This is a genomic window from Niallia sp. RD1, from assembly GCF_024219955.1.
In the GTDB taxonomy this organism is placed as follows: domain Bacteria; phylum Bacillota; class Bacilli; order Bacillales; family Cytobacillaceae; genus Niallia; species Niallia alba.
The window spans coordinates 2,755,222-2,773,818 of record NZ_CP100420.1 but is presented as its reverse complement, the minus strand read 5'-3'; the positions used below and the strand labels follow the sequence as shown (position 1 = coordinate 2,773,818).

General features: G+C 35.8%; 19 protein-coding genes and 1 pseudogene. 11 read left to right on the top strand and 9 right to left on the bottom strand.

Annotation, left to right across the window (positions count from 1 at the left end; translation table 11 throughout):
* Positions 1-59: 59 nt before the first annotated feature.
* The 4 genes from glp to NKG37_RS13335 all read right to left on the bottom strand — a co-directional run bounded on the left by glp (position 60) and on the right by NKG37_RS13335 (position 3,844).
* Positions 60-1,316: a molybdopterin molybdotransferase MoeA gene (glp, locus tag NKG37_RS13350; RefSeq protein WP_169188111.1), complete on the bottom strand. Its 1,257-nt coding sequence runs from the start codon at positions 1,314-1,316 to the stop codon at positions 60-62.
* Between the two features lie 99 nt (positions 1,317-1,415).
* The gene (gene moaA / locus NKG37_RS13345; RefSeq protein WP_224427412.1) at positions 1,416-2,429 is read right to left on the bottom strand and encodes a GTP 3',8-cyclase MoaA; all 1,014 of its coding nucleotides are present in this window, start codon (positions 2,427-2,429) and stop codon (positions 1,416-1,418) included.
* A gap of 199 nt (positions 2,430-2,628) precedes the next feature.
* A complete protein-coding gene (locus NKG37_RS13340) occupies positions 2,629-2,937 on the bottom strand; it encodes a metal-sulfur cluster assembly factor (protein ID WP_101730336.1) in 309 nt (102 codons plus the stop codon).
* Between the two features lie 118 nt (positions 2,938-3,055).
* Positions 3,056-3,844, bottom strand: a complete 789-nt coding sequence (locus NKG37_RS13335; protein ID WP_016204612.1) for an alpha/beta fold hydrolase — start codon at positions 3,842-3,844, stop codon at positions 3,056-3,058.
* Positions 3,845-4,096: 252 nt separating this feature from the next.
* On the opposite strand from NKG37_RS13335, the gene NKG37_RS13330 reads away from it, so the two are divergent.
* From NKG37_RS13330 to NKG37_RS13320, 3 genes are all read left to right on the top strand, one after another.
* Entirely contained in the window at positions 4,097-4,915 is an 819-nt protein-coding gene (locus NKG37_RS13330; protein ID WP_101730337.1) for a Cof-type HAD-IIB family hydrolase, read from the top strand.
* Between the two features lie 138 nt (positions 4,916-5,053).
* Complete coding sequence (locus NKG37_RS13325) at positions 5,054-5,206, top strand: hypothetical protein (RefSeq protein ID WP_016204611.1); 153 nt, start codon at positions 5,054-5,056, stop codon at positions 5,204-5,206.
* Positions 5,207-5,398: a DUF3813 domain-containing protein gene (locus tag NKG37_RS13320; protein WP_016204610.1), complete on the top strand. Its 192-nt coding sequence runs from the start codon at positions 5,207-5,209 to the stop codon at positions 5,396-5,398.
* A gap of 133 nt (positions 5,399-5,531) precedes the next feature.
* On the opposite strand, the gene NKG37_RS13315 is transcribed toward NKG37_RS13320, so the two are convergent.
* The 3 genes from NKG37_RS13315 to tnpA form a co-directional block, all read right to left on the bottom strand.
* The gene (locus NKG37_RS13315) at positions 5,532-5,888 is read right to left on the bottom strand and encodes a hypothetical protein (protein WP_016204609.1); all 357 of its coding nucleotides are present in this window, start codon (positions 5,886-5,888) and stop codon (positions 5,532-5,534) included.
* A gap of 13 nt (positions 5,889-5,901) precedes the next feature.
* The gene (locus tag NKG37_RS13310; RefSeq protein WP_016204608.1) at positions 5,902-6,726 is read right to left on the bottom strand and encodes a YitT family protein; all 825 of its coding nucleotides are present in this window, start codon (positions 6,724-6,726) and stop codon (positions 5,902-5,904) included.
* A 227-nt stretch (positions 6,727-6,953) separates the two neighbouring features.
* A complete protein-coding gene (tnpA, locus tag NKG37_RS13305; protein WP_100525941.1) occupies positions 6,954-7,421 on the bottom strand; it encodes an IS200/IS605 family transposase in 468 nt (155 codons plus the stop codon).
* 254 nt (positions 7,422-7,675) lie between these two features.
* On the opposite strand from tnpA, the gene NKG37_RS13300 reads away from it, so the two are divergent.
* Together NKG37_RS13300 and NKG37_RS13295 are read left to right on the top strand one after the other, a co-directional pair.
* Positions 7,676-8,536 (top strand): DegV family protein, encoded by an 861-nt coding sequence (locus NKG37_RS13300; RefSeq protein WP_101730338.1) that lies wholly within the window; start codon positions 7,676-7,678, stop codon positions 8,534-8,536.
* Between the two features lie 94 nt (positions 8,537-8,630).
* Positions 8,631-8,762 carry a DUF3941 domain-containing protein gene (locus tag NKG37_RS13295; protein WP_081836758.1) on the top strand — a complete coding sequence of 44 codons (132 nt, stop codon included), beginning with the start codon at positions 8,631-8,633 and terminating at the stop codon, positions 8,760-8,762.
* A 407-nt stretch (positions 8,763-9,169) separates the two neighbouring features.
* On the opposite strand, the gene NKG37_RS13290 is transcribed toward NKG37_RS13295, so the two are convergent.
* Positions 9,170-10,048, bottom strand: a complete 879-nt coding sequence (locus tag NKG37_RS13290; protein WP_169188108.1) for a CvfB family protein — start codon at positions 10,046-10,048, stop codon at positions 9,170-9,172.
* 200 nt (positions 10,049-10,248) lie between these two features.
* On the opposite strand from NKG37_RS13290, the gene NKG37_RS13285 reads away from it, so the two are divergent.
* The 5 genes and pseudogenes from NKG37_RS13285 (at position 10,249) to NKG37_RS26340 (ending at position 15,751) form a co-directional block, all read left to right on the top strand.
* Positions 10,249-10,743 (top strand): YajQ family cyclic di-GMP-binding protein, encoded by a 495-nt coding sequence (locus NKG37_RS13285; protein ID WP_016204605.1) that lies wholly within the window; start codon positions 10,249-10,251, stop codon positions 10,741-10,743.
* Between the two features lie 140 nt (positions 10,744-10,883).
* Complete coding sequence (locus tag NKG37_RS13280; RefSeq protein WP_169188107.1) at positions 10,884-11,759, top strand: SDR family oxidoreductase; 876 nt, start codon at positions 10,884-10,886, stop codon at positions 11,757-11,759.
* A gap of 156 nt (positions 11,760-11,915) precedes the next feature.
* The gene (locus NKG37_RS13275; RefSeq protein ID WP_254414789.1) at positions 11,916-13,697 is read left to right on the top strand and encodes an alpha-glycosidase; all 1,782 of its coding nucleotides are present in this window, start codon (positions 11,916-11,918) and stop codon (positions 13,695-13,697) included.
* A 476-nt stretch (positions 13,698-14,173) separates the two neighbouring features.
* On the top strand, positions 14,174-15,076 hold the full coding sequence (locus tag NKG37_RS13270; RefSeq protein WP_169188106.1) for a DMT family transporter: 903 nt from the start codon (positions 14,174-14,176) through the stop codon (positions 15,074-15,076).
* A 184-nt stretch (positions 15,077-15,260) separates the two neighbouring features.
* Positions 15,261-15,751 (top strand): annotated as a pseudogene (locus tag NKG37_RS26340) (GerAB/ArcD/ProY family transporter).
* A gap of 46 nt (positions 15,752-15,797) precedes the next feature.
* Here the strand turns inward: NKG37_RS26340 and asnB are convergent.
* Positions 15,798-17,645, bottom strand: a complete 1,848-nt coding sequence (asnB, locus tag NKG37_RS13255; RefSeq protein ID WP_169188105.1) for an asparagine synthase (glutamine-hydrolyzing) — start codon at positions 17,643-17,645, stop codon at positions 15,798-15,800.
* Positions 17,646-17,885: 240 nt separating this feature from the next.
* Here asnB and NKG37_RS13250 point away from each other — a divergent pair, with 240 nt between their 5' ends.
* Positions 17,886-18,449: a DUF2777 domain-containing protein gene (locus NKG37_RS13250; protein WP_169188104.1), complete on the top strand. Its 564-nt coding sequence runs from the start codon at positions 17,886-17,888 to the stop codon at positions 18,447-18,449.
* Positions 18,450-18,597: the final 148 nt, after the last annotated feature.

The window sequence follows — 18,597 nt, the reverse complement described above, 5'->3', positions numbered from 1 at the left end:
ACAAAAAAGTAGAGAAATCCTTGTAAGATTGCTCTACTTTTTTCTTCTTCCTACAATAATCATTGATTTTCTGTCTCTTCCAGCAAAATCACTTTTACTATATCACCACATTTATAGCCTGAATCTCCTCCAGGCAATATTGTTAAGCCATTTGCAAAGGCTAAGCTGCTCACAATATTCGATTTATCTACGCCACTTGTGCCTGTTTCTAGCTTTCCATCTACAATGGAGACTCTACTTCTAATAAGACGTGTAAATGGATTTGCCATTGGAAAATCTTCTTGCAACACCGCATCAACTATAGGCAAATGAGGCTTCTGGGAAAACAGAAAGCTTTTTATGATTGGGTTTGTAAACAATTCAAATCCCACATAACACGCAGAAGGATTTCCTGAGAGTCCAAATAATAATTTGCCATTTAGCTGTGCTACTGTTGTGACGCTCCCAGGTCTCATCGCAATTTTATTAAAAAGAACTTCAGCCCCCAGCTTGCGGTAAATATCTGGCAATAAATCATAATCGCCAACAGAAACCCCACCTGTCGTAATCAGCATATCAACTGAATCTAGTTCATGTCGAATGGCTTCATAGCTTGTTTCCATAATATCTGGCAACTTGCCGAAATAACGAGGAATAGCACCTGCCCGTTCGATTTGCGCCATTATCATATAAGCATTGCTATTTCTGATCTTTCCTTCTTCCAGTTCTTCATCCACTTCCAATAATTCTGTTCCTGTCGCAAATACACCTATAATTGGTTTCTTGGCAACAGGAACTTGTTCTATTCCAAATGTTGCTAAAAGCGCTACTATTCCCGGATTTATTTTTGTTCCTTTTTTTATTAAAACAGTTCCTTCCTTTACATCTTCTCCTTGAAACGATATATTTTCTCCTTTATGTAAAACATGGTCTATTTTTATATAGGTTCGTTGTTCCTTTTTCAGCTCTTCCGTTTTTTCAAACATTACAACAGCATCTGTATCAGTTGGCAGCATGGCTCCTGTCATAATCCTGATTGCTTGATACTTCCCTATTTTTTTATGTGAGACTTGCCCGGCCCCAATTTCATCAATTATTTCTAATTCAGTTGGATGTGTTTTTGATGCAGCAATTGTATCTGCTGAACGTAATGCAAACCCATCATAGCTGGAGCGATCAAATCGTGGAACATTATGTGAAGCTTTAATATCTTCAGCTAAATAACGACCGTTGCTATTAAAGATGGATACACCCTCCTTTGTCCCTTCCCTTTTATATTCCATTACTCTGCTTATTGCATCTTCTATTAGAATAGGAACTCTATCCTCTGCTGTCATTGCCTTTTCCTCCTTATCCAAGAAATAACTAAAAAAGAACTATTCTAATACCATAAAATATTTCTTCCCGTATTTTTCCTTGCATTTATCAGATAGCTCTCAACCACCAATATAAGACATTTCTACTTTTGTGCGAGAAGTGGTTGCTTCTTCTTTACGTTCATCTGAATATCTATCCTGTCTATTCCGCCAAATAGTTCGAATATATTCAAGCAGCTCCGTATCGGTTGCCCCTTGTCTCATAAAATCACGGATATTATGGCCATTTCCGTTAAAAAGGCATGTATATAAATGACCGTTTGCCGATAACCTTGCTCTCGTACAGCTCGAGCAAAAAGATTCAGAAACAGAGGTAATAAAGCCAACTACTACATTGGAATCCTTGTACTTATACTTTTTGGCTACTTCTCCAAAGTAATCAGCCTCTACCGGCTCGAATTCAAATGATTCTTGCAACTGATTATAGATTTCTCTTTTTGTTATAACATCCTTCATTTTCCACCCATTTGTACTGCCAACATCCATATATTCAATAAAACGAAGTTCTAATTCATTTTCTTTACAATAGGTTGCCATCGGGATGATTTCTGAATCATTCATTCCTTTTTTTATTACCATGTTTATTTTAATTCCTAAGCCAGCTTTTTTAGCAGCTTCTATTCCTTTTTTAACAGGAGTAACGCCTACATTACGACCATTCATCTGACCAAACAATTCATCATTTATGCTATCTAAACTAATGTTTACTCGCTTGAGACCAGCCTTCTTTAGGTCGTCGGCATATTTAGGAAGAAAAATTCCGTTTGTTGTTAAGGCAATATCATTTAGACCTTCTAATGGAACAAGTCTTTCAATAAGCAAGGGTAAGTCCTTACGTAACAATGGCTCTCCACCAGTCAACCTAATTTTCTCAACACCTAATTGCACAAATAATTTCGCTATTCTTTCTATCTCTTCATAAGTTAATAATTCACTTGGAGGAAGAAAGGGATAATCTGGACCAAAAATTTCTTTCGGCATGCAATATTGGCACCGTAAATTACAGCGATCAATAACACTAATGCGCAAATCCCTTAGTGGTCGATTTAACTGATCCTTCATATTCGATCTCACTCCTTTTTACTAAACTTTCATAAAGTGAAACTTCCATCAGGGGGGAGTCTTACTGTCCGTTAAGGGTGGGATAAAAGTTTCACTTTGTATTTTTCTATCATATCATTTTTCATAATATACAGTATATTATATACAAAGAAAAAAAGAAGAGGGTTTCCCCTCTTCTTAATAACCATATAAAATTCATCTACCTAGCTTCTTATCGGACACCTAAGGCAATTTTTGCATATCTGGACATTCTATCTTTTGTCCAAGCTGGCGACCAGACAATGTTTACTTCTGTCTCTTTTACTTCTGGAATATCTGTTACAGCTGCCTTTACTTGATCGACAATGACGCCTGCAAGCGGACATCCCATTGCTGTTAAAGTCATTGTTACAACCAATAATCCCTCTTCTTTAAGCTCCAAATCGTAAACTAATCCTAGGTTTACAATATCGACTCCAAGCTCTGGATCGATAACAAGCTCTAGTGCACCCATAATACTGTCTTTTAATTCTTCATTCATTCGAAGGCACCCCTTATTTTTATTTATATTCAAACGTATTTATTTTTTACCGTAAATGAAGCTTTATCTTTATAGTTACACTATAACAAATAATTATGATTAGAAAAAAGGATTTGAATCACGCTTTTATTAATCCCTCTGCTAAATGTTTTTCAAACCATTCCACTGTTTTAAGCATGGCTTTTCGGCTTACTTTATGACCAGTATTTTCTTCGGAAAGGTATACTAGTCGATCTGGTGCTTCCCTGTACAAAGGTTTTATATGTTCATAAAACTGATGGGAGTATTCATAAGGAACCACTTCATCTTTTTTGCCATGCCAGAACATAAGCGGACGATTTTTTAATTTTTCTGGAGCCTTACTTAAATCCAATTCTTCTAACTGCTTAATTAATGCTTCAATTTCGCTATCATTTAGTGGCAGCTCATAGCCCCTCTTCTTCACTTCAGAAATGGTATAATGAGCAAATTTTTCATAATATGGCATCCCCATTAAGCTAACTGCTGTGTTAATCCAAGAATATTTTCTTAATGCACCCAATGTAACGATTCCACCCATACTTGTTCCAACTACACCTATATGTTGATCATCGATAAGCTCTTTCTTACTGAAATAATTTTTTATCTCTTCTATTTCATCAATCGTTTTCATTACGATATTCCAAAAGTGCATGTTTAATTCCATAGCAGATAGTCCTTGTTCTCTTTCTCCATGATATAAACAATCAGGCAGTACAACACGAAAACCTTTCTCTGCTAAGTGATAGGCAAAATGGAGATTGTGCTCCTTTGCACTTGTGAAGCCATGTGTAAATTGAATATATGGTCTTTTTTGATCATAGTAGTCTTTTTTTACAATATGCAATACAGGAATATCTTCTATATGTAATTTTTCAACTAGAATCATTATCCACCCCTCCTTTTTTGGAAAAAATAACTGATTCATGTAAAATAAAAGGGAAACAATAGAAGGGGAATATATCTTCTATTTCTTTGCTTTTTTTTACATAACTTAACACCGTGAAAGTAGAATTAACGAATAAAGTGTAATAATATTTTATATGTATAAGTAAGTGTAACATGAAGTGGCATTTTTTTCGAAAAATACGCCCCTACTAGCTGGAATAAAAATTAATATACTGACACTAAAGGAGACACTATGACAGAAAAACACCTAATTGCATTAGACCTTGACGGAACTTTATTAAAAGATGATAAAACCATTTCTCCCCTTACCAAAAAAGTTATTCAAAAAGCGATGGATGAGGGTCATGAGGTGATGATTGCAACGGGAAGACCATTCCGCGCAAGCGAAGCGATTTATCACGAATTAAACTTACGTACTCCTATCGTTAACTTTAATGGAGCTTTTATTCATCATCCAAAGGATACTAATTGGGGTTTTTATCATTCTCCACTTGATATAAAAACGGCGCGGGACATCGTAGCTGCCTGCAATGATTATCCTTTTCTCAATATTATCGCAGAAGTAATAGATGATGTTTACTACCATTATCACGATGAAAAATTGATTGATATTTTTTCCTTAGGAAATCCAAAAGTTACAACCGGAAATCTATTGGAATTTTTAGAAGCGTCACCTACTTCTATCCTAATTCATGCCGAAGAAGAACATGTTCCTGCGATCCGTAAGCATCTATCTGATGTTCATGCAGATTTAATTGACCATCGCCGTTGGGCCGATCCATTTCACGTCATTGAAATTGTTAAATCTGGAATCAATAAAGCCATCGGATTACAAAAGGTATCTGATTATTATCAAATTCCACAAAAAAATATTATTGCATTTGGCGATGAAGATAATGATTTCGAAATGATTGAGTATGCTGGCACAGGTGTAGCAATGGGAAATGGAATTAAAGAGTTGAAAACACTTGCCAATGATATTACTTTATCCAATGAAGAGGACGGTCTCGCTATTTATTTAAATGAAGCTTTAAATCTTCGTGTTCTTTAAGATTTGGGTATCATTACCGTCTTTATTACAACTGTTTTCGTCCATACTATAATTGAAGCAGTCATTACTGTTTCATATGATATTTAAAATGCTTCTTTCTGTCTTTCCAATTACACTCAACACTCGGAGGGATCATTAATGGGAAAACGAAACAAATCGAAACGTTTTGTACAACAAGGAGTAGATTCTGTGACAAAGCATTCCGAACGTATCCCTTATCATATGACATATGCTGAAGCTGAGAGCTATAAAATGTCAAATGAAAGACCATCTGATGGAGGATTAGAATAAATGGGAAATAGACTTTTTCAAGAAGCTAGACAAGCAGTCGAAGTAGCTAAAAATGCTAACGGTCAAGATGTAAACGGCTTAGTTGATAAAGCAAAGAATGCAATTAGTTCTGCTTATGCTAATACAACGACAGCCGAACAGCATCAATTAGCCGAATTACAAACAGAGCTGGATCAAATTCAGACACATTAAATTAAGAAGAGCTGTCCATAAAGGAACCCTCCATAAGCTATAAAAAGAGAAATGCTTGGGAGACAGACCTTTATTGGGCAGCTTTTTTGCTTCAACTTAAATTGCAACGCAAAACTCCATTCAAAATCAAGTTTCACGAAAATGTTTCTAATACTACTGAATATGGTTCTTTCCCTTCTTCAGAAAAATATAAAATTACTGTTCCATTCGTCGGCAAATCTTTTTTATTCAAATGAATTTGCAATAAAAATCTGTTATTGTTAATTTGTAATTTTTGCTTTGTTAATAATTCATTATGCCCATCTTCGACAGAATAAAAAATAGTCCCTGCTGTTGTTGCTTTCCCTTTTACAACATAATTTCCGTTTGTACCACTAACAGTTACATCTTGTAGTTTTACTTGCTCTTTCGTCGAGTTTGCTGATGCCGCTATCGATAGGAATGGCATACTAATGAACAAACATAAAATTATTGCAGTAATTTTTTTCAAAATGCTTCCTCCTTTATGCTTTTCTAAAGAAACCGAGTACTGCTGTTGTCTGTACAACATTGGTAAATGCTTGCGGATCAACTTCCTTAATGACACGTTCCAAATCAAATAATTCATACCGAGTCACTACAATCATTAGCATTTCCTTTGGCTCATTAGAAAATGCTCCACGAGCAGGCAAAATCGTAATTCCCCTCACTAATTTTTCATGAATTGCAACTTTTAGCTCATCTGTTTTCTTTGTAACAATCATCACCGTTAATTTTTGGTGGGCTGTATGTATCGTATCAATCACTTTTGTCGCTGCATAAAGATTCACTAGCGTATATAAAGCTTTTTCCCAACCGAACATGGCTCCAGCTGTGATAATAATAGCTCCATTCAGAATAAAGAAATAGGTACCGACGGGCTTATCTTGTACACGTGAGAGAATCATGGCGATAATGTCCATGCCTCCAGTTGATGCCCCCCACTTCAACGTTAATCCAACCCCAACAGCCGCAATGACACCGCCAAAAACAGCATTTAACAAAATATCATGGGAATAGCTATGGACTGGAATTATTTCCATAAACAAAGACATAAAAACAACACTTAAAAAACTAAAACACGTAAATGATTTTCCCACTTTGATCCAACCAAGAATCGCAATTGGCACATTTAGGATAAATAATAAAATCCCGGTAGAAATAGGTGTTACTTTTGATACAAGCTGTGCGACACCAGCAAATCCGCTTGCGTATACATCAGCAGGTATTAGGAAAAAATTCATGGCGATGGCATTTAAAAGTGCCCCAAAAATAACGACAATTAATTTTTTTGTTAATAACCAATACATAAGTATCCTCTCCAATACGATATATAGTAATTTTTACTATTTTAACTGTTACTATTCATTGTTTTTTCCTGCAAAGTTTTATAAACTACAAATCAAAACCACCAGTGTGAACTGGTGGTTTGCTCTGCGGCTAAAAGCCTCTCTTACCGGCCTCGGCCTTAAAGGCCCACTGAAAAGGTTTCCCTTCTGCACCACATTCACTCACCAATTCTAAAGAATTTCTTTATTTACTTCCGATTTTTCTCACCCGTGAACGGATCGAATTCTTCGAACAAAGTTAGCTGATCAGCCATATAATCTTCTTTCAGCTGATTTCTTATATATTCTTGTATTTGTTTCTTATTTCTCCCCACGGTATCAACGTAGAAACCACGACACCAAAATTTACGATTCCCATAGCGATATTTCAAATTCGCATGTCGATCAAATATCATCAGGCTACTTTTTCCTTTTAGGTAACCCATGAACTGCGATACACTTAATTTTGGTGGAATACTAACCAACATATGGATATGATCCGGACAGGCATTTGCTTCATGTATAATGACACCTTTTCTTTCACATAGCTCTCTTATGATTTGTCCTATACTCTTTTTGTATTTGCCATAAATAATTTGCCTTCTGTATTTTGGGGCAAAGACTATGTGATACTTACAATTCCATGTTGTATGTGCTAAACTGTTCATGTCCTTCATAAGGGCATACCTCCTTCTTGCGTGAGATAAAGTGGTCGGGAAACCAACTTTATCCTACCATGAAAGGAGGTTTTTTTGTTACCTCGCTATAAGCTCTCCGGAACCCCCGGCATAGCCAGGGGTTTTCGAAACCATCAAATAAGTATGCCTTGTTTTAAAAAAACAAGGCATTTTTACAGAGATTATCGTTATTTATCATAACAGTACTCCAATTACCATATGTTTTTATAAAAAAAGAAAGAAGTGAAATGAATATGACTTTTAAAATCCTAGCAGATAGTGCAAGTGATTTACCTCTATCCTATTATGAAAAAAACGAGGTTTCACTACTACCGCTAAAAGTTAACCTAGACGGTAAGGAATATGAGGATTTGAAAACAATAGAACCACTTACTGTCTACAATGCTATTCGCAGTGGACAAGTTCCAAAAACCTCTCAAGTTTCTCCTGCATTATTTAAAGATATTTTTACAGAATTAGCACAAAATAATGATAAAGGTGTTTATATTGCTTTTTCTTCGCAATTATCTGGAACCTACCAAACAGCAGTAATGATATTAGAACAAGTAAAGGAAGAATATCCTGATTTTGATTTAACGATCATTGATAGTAAATGCGCATCATTAGGTGCTGGATTAGTGGTTCAAGAAGCGGTAAAATTACGCGATCTAGGTAAAGACATAAGTGAAATTATACCACGCCTGCAGTTCTTATGCGAGCATATGGAGCACTTATTTACAGTAGAGGATCTAGAATATTTAGCAAAAGGCGGACGTGTTTCAAAAGCCTCTGCATTTCTTGGTGGGTTATTAAATATTAAGCCTTTATTACACGTTGAAGATGGGAAGCTTGTCCCTCTTGAAAAAATTCGTGGCAAAAAGAAACTTCTCCGCAGAATGATTGAGCTAATAGAAGAACGAGGAGATAAGTTGGATCAACAAGTGTTTGCAATCAGTCATGCCGATGATGAAGCGACAGCTTTAGAAGTAAAAGAAATGATTGTAGACAAATTCCAACCAAAAGATGTGTTCATTTCATCAATTGGCGCATCTGTTGGTTCTCATACTGGTGCTGGAACAATCGCTATTTTCTTCTTAAATAAACTACCTGAATAAATACGTTAAGTTAAAAAGAATAAAATTTACTCCTTTCACTCATACTAACAATGTTCTAATAGAACAAAAGCTGACGTTGAAAGGAGTATTTTTTATGCCACATACTTCTGATAATGATAAAAAAGCCAAAGATAATAATGCATTGCGTCATGAAAAGAACATGATGCGTGAAAAAAACCGCAAAAACGGCAAACATCAGTATAGTAAAAAAACAGATCACCTGTAAGAACAACGGAGATCGGAATGCTAATATAGGAACTGCCTGATTTTTAAGGCAGTTCTTTTTTGGCACTGCCTCTGGGTAAAAAGTTATCGAGGTTATTTCTCTGTTACCTTTTGGTGCTTCCTTTTGCTGAAACGGGCTCTGATGTGGATTCTCTGTTACCTTTTGGCTTCCTTTTTTGATGAAATGGGCTCTGACGCGACTTCTCTGTTACCTTTTGGCTTCCTTTTTTGATGAAATGGGCTCTGATGCGACCTCTCTGTTACCTTCTAGCACTTCCTACGTCTGAAAAAGGCATTGAGATAAACCTCCCTATGCGTCTTTAACTTTCCAAGCCTTTTCTATAATTAAAAAGGCATCCCAAAGATATAAATACTTTGAAATACCCCATTACCCAACCTATATTTGGATTAGTTTTGACTGTCTTCCTTTAAATACGTCCATCCTTCTTCTTGGTAGACTTTATTTTCCTTCATTAGCTTTCCAAGCGCCCGTTTGAAAGATCCTTTACTTAAATTAAATCGTTCTTTAATATCCTCTGGCATGCTCTTATCTCCATAAGGCATTGCACCCTTTCGAGTAATTAAATAATCTAGAATTAGTTGGGCATCTTTATCAAGCGCTTCTTCTTTTCTCGGTAATAATGATACATTTACCGTACCATCTAGCTTTACATCAATGATACGACCGTTCACCTTTTCTCCTAATCTTGGTTCCTGGCCTCTCTCTGATTCATGGATAAATCCTTTAAAGCCTTCCGCTGTATAAATCCAGCTACCAACCTTTGCTGTTCGATAAATATAGCCATGGATGTTTTTATTAAAATCCGCTCTTGTCGCTTTTGTTGCCATTTCTTCAATGATAGGATCTGTAGCAGGTTTAACATATAAGTAGTTGTTCTTATTTACCTTTAACGTAATATAAAGCATATCCCCAACTTCTGGCCAAACCTCTTCATGAACCGGTAAATCATCCTCGCCTAATAGCATGTCCTTTTTTAAGCCTATATCAAAGAAACAGCCGATTCCCTCTTTGCGATCCGTTACCTTTACCCAATCATACTTCCCGACTGCGATGGACGGAATAAACGTACTCGAGCACGCTCTTCCTTGTGAATCACTATAAATAAAAACGCGTACTTCATCGCCCTCTTCAAATTTCTGATCAGTTTCACTAAAATGCAAAAGCACATCCTCGTCTTCCTCTTCTAACGTCAAAAAGTACCCGAAAGATGCTATCCTAGCCACTGTTAATATTTCTACTCGTCCCATATAATCTCTTAACGACATTTGGTTTCCTCCTTTAATTCTTGTCTATTTCAACTTTACTCTATATTCTGCCATCCTAATTATTCCCTTATTTACGAATATTCCATGCCTAAAGTTGTTACAACTGCTTAATTTTACTATAATACAAGCATAAAAGAAATTGGATTTACTACAGACTTACTTATAATTCGTATTAAATTCCAATTAATCAGGAGGTAAATATGGCAAAAGAAAGTTCATTTGATATTGTATCAAAGGTAGATTTTTCAGAAGTAACGAATGCTGTCCAGCTGGCGATGAAGGAAATTCAAAATCGTTATGATTTTAAAGGAAGTAAAAGCAATATCACATTAGACAAAGAGGACTTAGTGCTTGTTTCAGATGATGAATATAAATTGGAACAGCTAAAAGATGTACTTATTAGCAAAATGTTTAAACGTGGGATTCCTATCAAAAACTTAGATTATGGCAAAATAGAAGGTGCTTCAGGTGGTACGGTTCGCCAAAGAGCGAAATTGATACAGGGCATTGATAGAGACAATGCAAAAATAATAAATGCATTAATTAAAAATAGTGGTTTGAAAGTGAAAACGCAACAACAAGACGATCAAATTCGTGTAACTGCTAAAAGCCGTGATGATTTACAAAAGATTATTGCTGCTGTTAAAGACGAATCAAAAATTACAATTGATGTGCAGTTTGTCAATTATCGCTAATAATAAAGGGTGGGAACCATTTGGGTACCATCCTTTTTTACCTGCACTCCTTATCAAACAACCCTATTTTTACCATGTTTATTTCAACTGATTTGGGAAAAATAAGTAAACATGCACAGAATATAGAAGGAGTGATTGAAATGGCTAACAATAATAACGAACAAATTGAACAAACATTTCCCCCTCAACATCAAGAACAACAACCAGGTATTCAAACTGAAATGAATCCTATTCCGAAAGATGTAGATCCCTCTTATAAGGGATCTGAAAAATTAAAAGGAAAAGCGGCAATCATCACTGGTGGTGATAGCGGAATTGGCCGTTCTGTTGCTATTTACTATGCAAAAGAAGGTGCTGATGTTGTAGTAGTATACTTAGATGAGCATGATGATGCAAATAAAACAAAAGAATTAGTCGAAGCAGAAGGAGTAAAATGCTTACTGCTTGCTGGGGATATTGGTGATGAAAGCTTCTGTAAAGAGGTGGTAGAAAAGACCGTTTCAGAATTTGGCAAGGTTAATATTCTCGTAAATAATGCTGCAGAGCAACATCCGCAATCAAGCATACTGGATATCACGTCAGAACAATTAGAGAAAACATTCCAAACTAATATTTTCTCTATGTTTTATTTAACAAAAGCCACTCTTCCACATTTCCAAGAAGGCGATACGATAATCAATACAACATCGATTACTGCCTATAAAGGGAATGAAACATTAATTGATTATTCAGCTACGAAAGGAGCTATTACTGCCTTTACTCGTTCCTTATCAGGTTCTCTAGCTGGACAAGGCATACGAGTTAATGGTGTAGCACCAGGACCAATTTGGACACCACTAATTCCTTCTACCTTTGATAGTGAACAAGTGGCATCTTTTGGAGCAAATACTCCTTTTAAACGTGCTGGTCAACCTTGTGAACTTGCACCAGCCTATGTATATTTAGCTAGTAATGATTCCACTTATGTTACTGGACAGGTCCTCCATGTTAATGGTGGTACAATTGTTAACGGATAATTTTCGATATAGTAAATGTAAGCCGCTCGCTCCTCTATTTTGCGAGTGGTTTTTCCATTAATAAACTAATTTTCTTTTCTCCCTTTTAAAATCTTTCTTAACTGTCAACACTATTGGCAAAAAGATATAGAAAGATTACAAAGGGAGTGTGAGAAAATGATTGATTTAGCCTCTATCTATCATCGCAGCGGAGATAATTATTGTTATTTACAAAATGGAGATACCCTCCATATCCACATTCGAACAAAAATAGCAAATGTCAAAGAAATAGAACTAATCTATGGGGACCAGTACGAGATGATTGACTATCATTGGGTATCTCAGCGCATAACAATGGAAAAAAGCGGATCTGATTCCCTGTTTGACTATTGGCATTGCACAATTACCAATAAAAAAAGAGTCCGCTATGGCTTTATAATAAGAGATAATGAACAACAAATAACCTATACAGAAAAAGGATTCTTTCCTTTTATCCCAGAAGATGCTGGCTATTATTTTTGCTTACCTTATCTTCATCAGAAAGATGTTTTCACTCCCCCTTCTTGGGTATCCACAACTGTCTGGTATCAAATTTTTCCGGAACGATTTCGCAATGGAAATAGCTCCTTGAATCCAGCGGATATTGCTCCTTGGGGGCAAGAGGAGCCAGGATTGTGGAATTTTTTTGGCGGTGATTTTCAAGGGATTATCGACTCTTTAGACTATCTTTCTGACCTTGGCATAAATGGTATTTATCTTACTCCTATTTTTCACGCAAAAAGCAATCATAAATACGATACCATTAACTATTTAGAAGTAGATCCGCAATTTGGCGATACCGAAATGCTCAAACGTCTTGTAAAAGAATGTCACGAGCGTGGAATTCGAGTAATGCTTGATGCCGTATTTAATCACTGTGGTTATCAATTTCCACCATTTCAAGATGTTCTAAAAAACAAAGACAATTCACGCTATAAAGACTGGTTTCATATACATAAATTTCCTTTAAAAGAAAATGACACATTAAATTATGAAACATTTGGCTTTTATGAAACAATGCCAAAGTTTAATACAACAAACCTAGAAGTAAAGGATTATTTATTACATGTAGCACAATATTGGATAAAAGAATGTGATATCGATGGCTGGCGCTTAGATGTTGCCAATGAAATTGATCATGATTTTTGGAGATCCTTCCGTTCCGTCGTTAAAGATCTAAAACCTGACCTCTTTATATTAGGAGAAATTTGGCATGATTCTTTACCATGGCTAAGAGGTGATCAGTTTGACTCCGTTATGAATTATCCATTGCTAACAAAAGCGTTACAATTTTTTGCTTATGACATGATTTCTTCTCAACAATTTATGGAAGAGATGACAACCACTATACAGTCCTATCCAGATACAGTGAATAAAGTATTATTCAACATTATTGGCAGCCATGATACCCCACGGATTATGCATGAATGCAGTTATCGCAAAGAACGTGTAAAACTTCTGTTTACCTTTCTCCTCACTTACCCTGGGACTCCATGTATTTACTATGGAGATGAAATTGGGTTAGGCGGGGGCAGCGACCCTGGATGTCGAAAGTGTATGCCATGGAACTCAGACGAACATGACGAAGAATTAAAAGGCTTTGTTAAGCGATTAATTCAAGTCCGTAAACAAAGTTCCTTTCTCATTAATAATGGCTCTTTTTACTTTTTGTCACAATCTGACTCTTGTTTAGCGTATTATACAAAAAAAGACGATGAAATCCTTTTAACAGTTATAAATAAGAGTGATATGGAAGCACAATTTCTTCTTCCCTTCCCATTACGAGGAAAAAAAATATCCCTTTTATTAACAGAGGAAGAATATGCTGCTGAATCAGATGATCTTGCAATAATTCTGGGACCATATGAATGCAGCATCCTTCGTTTCGATATGAACTATGAATTTATCCATGCAAGGTAAATAACAAAAGCAACTAGAGATTTAAAGATAAGTATTCCAGCCAAAGATAAATCCGAACAATTATACGAAGATACTAATAAAAGTTCCGTATAATTGTTTGGTTTTTTATTTGTTTTTAAAAGGATGTTTCCATGAAGTTTAGTGCAATTCCCCGCAGCCGGAATACACTTCGCTTTCCGTGGACAACGCTTGAGCCTCCGGGGTCTCAGACTCTCTCGCTAATCCCCCGTGGCGTCTACGTGTATTCCGGCTGCTCTGTTTTCCCAACTAATTATATTTCCTCTTGTAAAAAGTATGCGAAAGCAGCCGCTATTTACTAGCTAAATTAGATATTGTTCGTCTTGACAGAGTATCTATTTAGTTATGTCCCAACCTCTCTTTTTTCCAACAAATGAAAAATAATGATTGTTTCCTGCTGCTGAACGTACTATATTTACTATTATATCAAATTGTTTGAATTGTCAGGGGGAAACAAAGTGAATCAGCAATCATCAAAATCTATTGGACTTCCATTACTTATCTCGATTATCGCTATCTCGTTTTCTGCGATTTTCGTAAAATGGTCGGAGGCTCCTGCCACTATTTTAAGTATGTATCGAATGTGGCTTGCATGTCTTATTATGATTCCTATGGTATATATTCATAGAAATGATTTTAAAAAACTAACGAAAAAAGATTGGTCGTTCTTATTTTTTTCAGGTTCTTTTTTGGCTTTACACTTTGCTCTCTGGTTCAGTTCTCTAAAGTTTACTACTGTAGCTAGTTCTACGATTATCTTGGCACTGCAGCCTATTGTATCCCTTCTTGGCGGATTTATTTTCTTTCGTGAAAGAACTACTTCTGCAGCGATTATGACAATGGGAATTGCTATCGTTGGCGCTATGATGATCGGATGGGGAGATATTGGACTAGACAGCAATGCAGTCATTGGAGATATTCTTTCCTTTTTGAGCGTGATTGCTGTAGTTGGTTATTTATTAATCGGTCAAAATATTATTAAAAAAATGACCCATTGGATATATACCTTTACCGTTTTCTTTTTCGCAGCTTGTTTGTTAACCATTTATAATCTAATAGTTGGTGAAACATTGACAGGCTATTCTGGAAAAGAATGGGGTATTTTCGTATTGCTTGCCATTGTGCCGACACTTGCACATGTTATTAATAATTGGTTACTTAATTATGTTAATGCAACAACTATCTCTATGAGTATCCTAGGAGAACCCGTTGGGGCTACGCTTTTAGCTGTTTTACTTTTAAACGAGCGGTTAATCCTTGCTCAAATCATAGGCGGATTACTCGTTTTGTTCGGCGTCTTCTTTTTCTTACTACAAAAGCAGCATAAACCTGCCATTACGCAAGAAAAAACAATAGGATAGATTATTATTAAAAATCAGTGGACATAATCCGCTGATTTTTCAGTGTAAACAAGCAGCTATCTATCCATTAATAAAGGAAAAGTTCTTTACGATCGAAACTACTCTTTCTTTTTTTGAATATTCCTGGTAAATTGGCAAATACTACTTTAAGCATATACATATTTCCAATTAGGAGATTCCTTTCATGCTAAAAGAAAATCTATCTTTAAGCCAGTTATTTGCTATTATTATTGGATTTAATCTGGGCACTACCCTTGTAATTGTACTTGGTATTTCCGCAAAAGAAGATGCGTGGATCGCCGTGCTGCTTACCACCGCTATCGGCATATTAATCGCCTCTTTTTTTCTCAATCTAAACGAGTTAGTGCCTTCAAAAAATTTATTTGAGATTATTGAATTTGGATTTAATAGAGTTATTGCTATTCCAATAACGCTAATCTATACCCTGTATTTTTTTATCTTGCCTCTAGAACCATTAGAGATTTTGGAGAATTAACGTCTACCTTTATCCTACCTTTGACTCCGATTGAGGTCATTGTGATTACGCTAATGGTTATTATAGGCTATATTGTGTATTTAGGTATTGAAATACTAGGACGGACAACGGAAATATTTATTCTATTAATCAAGAAGATTAAAAGGAAAGATAAGGCTAAACTACATGAAAATCCCTAGCTAGCATGAACATTCTCATACTAACTAGGGATTTCTTTGTATTATTTTACTCTACAACATTGATATTATAATCTTTAAACCAATAATGAATTTGTACTAAGTGTGCGAGTAGCTGTGGACCTGTCATCAACTGACCAAACCACGGCTCTTTAAATGCAGAGCCTTCTGTTTGAATAATTTCTGCGAGACGTTCTTTATCAAAGAATTCATATAAAGCAGAGCTCTTATCTGTTAAAGCAGTTTTTAACATATCTGTTACTGTTTTTGTGTAAATAGGATTATGTGTTTTTGGATAAGGGCTTTTCTTGCGATATAATACTTCATCTGGAAGAATTCCTTCTAACGCTTTTCGCAATAATCCTTTTTCCCTGCCCATATAATTCTTCATTTCCCATGGTACATTCCACACATATTCTACTAAGCGATGGTCAGCAAATGGTACACGTACCTCTAGGCTTGCTCCCATACTCATTCTATCTTTTCGCTCCAATAAAGTGGTCATAAACCAGAGCTGATTAAGATAAAATAATTCTCGGCGTTTTGCATCTTCTTTGTTTTCTCCAGCTAATTTAGGTGTCTCTGCAATTGTTTGGTTATATTTATCCATCATATAATCTTTTAATTGCAATTTATCGCTCCATGCATTTTTCAATAGCTTTTGTCGTTCTTCAATCGATCTCATCCACGGGAAGCCTTCTCTTTGCAAATCCGCCTCTCTCCTAAACCATGGATAGCCACCAAAAATTTCATCTGCACATTCGCCGGATAAGCTCACAACAAAATCTTTCTTTATTTCTCGACAGAACCATAATAAAGAGGAATCCACATCCGCCATCCCCGGCACATCTCTTACCGTTACCGCCTCATGCAAAAAGGCAGCTAATGTCTCTTGGGTGATCACACAATTATGGTGGATGGTTCCAAAAGTGTCCGTCATTTTTTGGATATAAACGCCATCTGAATTTGGCTGGAACTCATTTGCTTTAAAGAATTTATCATTGCCTTCATAATCGATGGAATACGTATGAAGCGGTCCTTTTCCCGTTTTCGCATATTCCATGGAAGCAATGGCTGTAATAGCACTGGAATCCACACCACCTGAAAGAAAAGTACTTAATGGTACGTCTGATACTAATTGTCTTGTAACAGCATCTTTAAAAAGGAAACGTACTTTTTCAACTGTTTCATCAAATGTATCTTTATGTTCTTCACTTTTTACATTCCAATACCGCCATACTTTCAGCCCATCCTGTGTAAACTTTAATGCATGCCCTGGACGAAGCTCTTTAATGCCTTTAAAGATACCACTTCCTGGTGTGTGAGAAGGCCCAAGAGCAAACACTTCTGCTAACCCTTCTCTATCTAGCTCTGTTTTCACATTCGGATTTGCTAGCAATGCCTTTAATTCAGATCCAAAGATAAAGCTAGTTCCAACTTCAGCGTAAAACAACGGTTTAACCCCTAATCGATCTCTTCCAATGAATAAGGAATTGCGTTTTTCATCCCAAACGGCAAAGGCAAATATTCCATTTAAGTATTCGAGGCAATCTTCTCCCCACTCTATATAAGAAGTAAGTAAAACTTCTGTATCAGAATGACCTTGAAATGAATATCCTTTTATTAGTAATTCTTTTCTTATGTCTTCCGTATTATATAACTCACCATTGTAACAAATCGTGTAGTGATAACCCTGTTTTTCTTTTGTCATTGGTTGAATACCATTTAACGGATCTACTACCACTAATCGTTTATGACCGAATCCTGCATGCAGTGTAGTCCAAACATTTGTATCATCTGGGCCTCTTTTGGCCAACGTTTCTGCCATAGCTGATAATACTTCCGACTCTTTTCTTAAGTCTTTTTTGTAATCAGCCCAACCTGTTATTCCACACATGATTATCATCCTTTCTTTCGTGGAACTTATGATTAGATACCAATCAATCAGTATGGAGTATTCTATGCCCTAAAAATAAAATGGTTATTTGTCCATATGAAGTTTATCTAATGTTCCATTTTAAAAAAGAAAATTAATCGTTTTCAATCTTTTAAGGAAGGAAAAAGAAGGATTAGTTATAAAATTTTGTTTATCTGTCTAAAAAGAATTTATGGGCGTGTAATCTTTGGGAGGTTTACAATGAACAATCAGCACAGATCAAAACTAATTGAATTTCAAACGCGTGCCTTTACAAAAGGGACAGTTGAATATATAAATAATCAATGGATTTTTTTCGATGAAGAAACAGAAGACGCAGCTATGCTTGATGAATATTTACATCAAGAAATTGAAATTCTCATCTTAAATCGTTGGCGAAAAGGAATTCTACTTGAGGAGGGCAAAGTAAATGTTTCTAGTTCCATCCACTTTCTAGAGCATGAAGATCCAATTCGCATAAGAAAACATCTAGTATTTGCCTTAGAAGAATTATTAGATGATTTAAGTGACGATAGCTTTTATCAGTTTATTACTACGTTAAATTCGATGAAGTTCTCCATTTATGATTGTATATATTGTTATAATCACCTTACCTTTTTAAAGGATGAAAAGCGGAAGAGTGGTGTAAATATGATGATTTTTGATAATGAGGAGGGACTCTGTAGCGTTAATCATCATTTCTTTTATAATGAAAAAAGCACCGACCGTTTTGAATTCACCTTAAATACTGGAAAACGAATGATTGTGGAGAAGCTTTCTTCTTGAAACATTTCCTATCCATTTTTAAAACTGTCGACAGGATGAACTGCCGACAGTTTTTTATATCAAATAAGTGTTTTCGTTGTCATTATTTCCATCCAAAAAACAACTTCTGTTCATTTCGGCCACGAATTTCGAAAATAGTTCTCTAACT

Excerpts from the sequence above, each read along its gene's own strand:
- glp (WP_169188111.1), bottom strand. The coding sequence starts at position 1,316 with ATGACAGCAGAGGATAGAGTTCCTATTCTAATAGAAGATGCAATAAGC.
- NKG37_RS13340 (WP_101730336.1), bottom strand. The coding sequence starts at position 2,937 with ATGAATGAAGAATTAAAAGACAGTATTATGGGTGCACTAGAGCTTGTT.
- NKG37_RS13335 (WP_016204612.1), bottom strand. The coding sequence starts at position 3,844 with ATGATTCTAGTTGAAAAATTACATATAGAAGATATTCCTGTATTGCAT.
- NKG37_RS13330 (WP_101730337.1), top strand. The coding sequence starts at position 4,097 with ATGACAGAAAAACACCTAATTGCATTAGACCTTGACGGAACTTTATTA.
- NKG37_RS13325 (WP_016204611.1), top strand. The coding sequence starts at position 5,054 with ATGGGAAAACGAAACAAATCGAAACGTTTTGTACAACAAGGAGTAGAT.
- NKG37_RS13320 (WP_016204610.1), top strand. The coding sequence starts at position 5,207 with ATGGGAAATAGACTTTTTCAAGAAGCTAGACAAGCAGTCGAAGTAGCT.
- NKG37_RS13310 (WP_016204608.1), bottom strand. The coding sequence starts at position 6,726 with ATGTATTGGTTATTAACAAAAAAATTAATTGTCGTTATTTTTGGGGCA.
- tnpA (WP_100525941.1), bottom strand. The coding sequence starts at position 7,421 with ATGAAGGACATGAACAGTTTAGCACATACAACATGGAATTGTAAGTAT.
- NKG37_RS13300 (WP_101730338.1), top strand. The coding sequence starts at position 7,676 with ATGACTTTTAAAATCCTAGCAGATAGTGCAAGTGATTTACCTCTATCC.
- NKG37_RS13295 (WP_081836758.1), top strand. The coding sequence starts at position 8,631 with ATGCCACATACTTCTGATAATGATAAAAAAGCCAAAGATAATAATGCA.
- NKG37_RS13290 (WP_169188108.1), bottom strand. The coding sequence starts at position 10,048 with ATGTCGTTAAGAGATTATATGGGACGAGTAGAAATATTAACAGTGGCT.
- NKG37_RS13285 (WP_016204605.1), top strand. The coding sequence starts at position 10,249 with ATGGCAAAAGAAAGTTCATTTGATATTGTATCAAAGGTAGATTTTTCA.
- NKG37_RS13280 (WP_169188107.1), top strand. The coding sequence starts at position 10,884 with ATGGCTAACAATAATAACGAACAAATTGAACAAACATTTCCCCCTCAA.
- NKG37_RS13275 (WP_254414789.1), top strand. The coding sequence starts at position 11,916 with ATGATTGATTTAGCCTCTATCTATCATCGCAGCGGAGATAATTATTGT.
- asnB (WP_169188105.1), bottom strand. The coding sequence starts at position 17,645 with ATGTGTGGAATAACAGGTTGGGCTGATTACAAAAAAGACTTAAGAAAA.
- NKG37_RS13250 (WP_169188104.1), top strand. The coding sequence starts at position 17,886 with ATGAACAATCAGCACAGATCAAAACTAATTGAATTTCAAACGCGTGCC.